1 protein-coding gene is annotated in these 1,303 nt (G+C 55.6%); it reads left to right on the top strand.

What is annotated here, in order from left to right; genetic code table 11:
* Positions 1–1,303, top strand: a 1,303-nt coding sequence (gene nifB, locus L692_RS0112195) for a nitrogenase cofactor biosynthesis protein NifB (protein ID WP_025700212.1), incomplete at both ends; no start/stop codon positions are given.

Raw genomic sequence — 1,303 nt, 5'->3', positions numbered from 1 at the left:
CGCCACCCTTGCTACAGCGAGGAAGCCCATCGGTTTTTTGCCCGGATGCATATCCCGGTCGCTCCCGCCTGCAACATTCAATGCAACTACTGCAACCGCAAATTCGACTGCGTGAACGAAAGCAGACCAGGGGTTGTCAGCGAGGTGCTCACTCCGGAACAAGCGGAGCGGAAAGTAAAAGGTGTAGCCGCACAGCTCATGCAGCTGTCGGTGGTCGGCATCGCAGGGCCTGGCGATCCGCTTGCCAACGCGGATAAGACTTTCGAGACCTTCGAGAGAGTCAAGCAGCATGTGCCGGATGTGATGACCTGTCTGAGCACCAACGGTCTTACGCTTTACCGGCACATCGATCGGATCGTGGAATTGGGGATCGGACATGTCACGATTACGATCAACGCCATCGACCCGGATGTCGGTAAAGAGATTTATCCTTGGGTATTTGATGAAGGTGTGCGTTACGAAGGAAGAGAGGCCGCCGCTCTGCTGATCAGCCGTCAGCTTCAAGGGGTGGAGGAACTGGCCAAGCGAGGCATTCTCGTCAAGGTCAACTCGATTATGATTCCGGGGGTCAACGACAAACATCTGGTTGAAGTATCGAAGAAAGTGAAAGAACTCGGCGCGACGCTCCACAATGTAACGCCGCTGATTATCGCTCCGGGCAGCCAGTACGAGAAAGACGGACGCAAGGCTCCGCATCCAAGAGAACTGAACCAGTTGCAAGAGCAGCTGAGCGAGGGCGGAACGAAACTGATGCGTCATTGCCGTCAATGCCGCGCCGACGCGGTTGGGCTGCTCGGTCAGGACCGCAACCAGGATTTCCAACTGGAAACGATGGAAGCCGATCCGGTGATTGACCTTGACGCAAGAGAGCAATTCCAGCAGGAGCTGGATAGCAAAATCCGTCAGCGCCTGATCGCGAAGGAGAACCGCCGGACGATTCTTGACGAGAACAAGAAGACCCGAGTCGCGGTTGCTACAAGAGGCGGAGACAAGGTCAACCAGCACTTTGGCCATGCGACGGAGTTCATGATTTTTGATACCGACGGTGCCGAAGTGAAATTCATCGGTATCCGGAAGATCCAGGCCTACTGCCACGGTACGGCGGATTGCAACGGAGACAAAGACGAGACGCTCCAGGAGATCATGTCCATCCTCAGCGATTGCCGGATTCTTCTCAGCTCCGGGATCGGCGACGCGCCTCGCGCGGCACTGAACAGAGCGGGCGTGCTGCCCCTGGTCCGCAAAGGCGGAATACAGGAAGCAATACTTGAAAGTGTGAAATACGGTTCCTATTTTGAAAATA

This window comes from Paenibacillus forsythiae T98, assembly GCF_000520735.1.
Taxonomy (GTDB): domain Bacteria; phylum Bacillota; class Bacilli; order Paenibacillales; family Paenibacillaceae; genus Paenibacillus_AQ; species Paenibacillus_AQ forsythiae.
The sequence above is the reverse complement of the archived record's forward strand: the minus strand, read 5'-3'. Positions and strand labels throughout refer to the sequence as shown.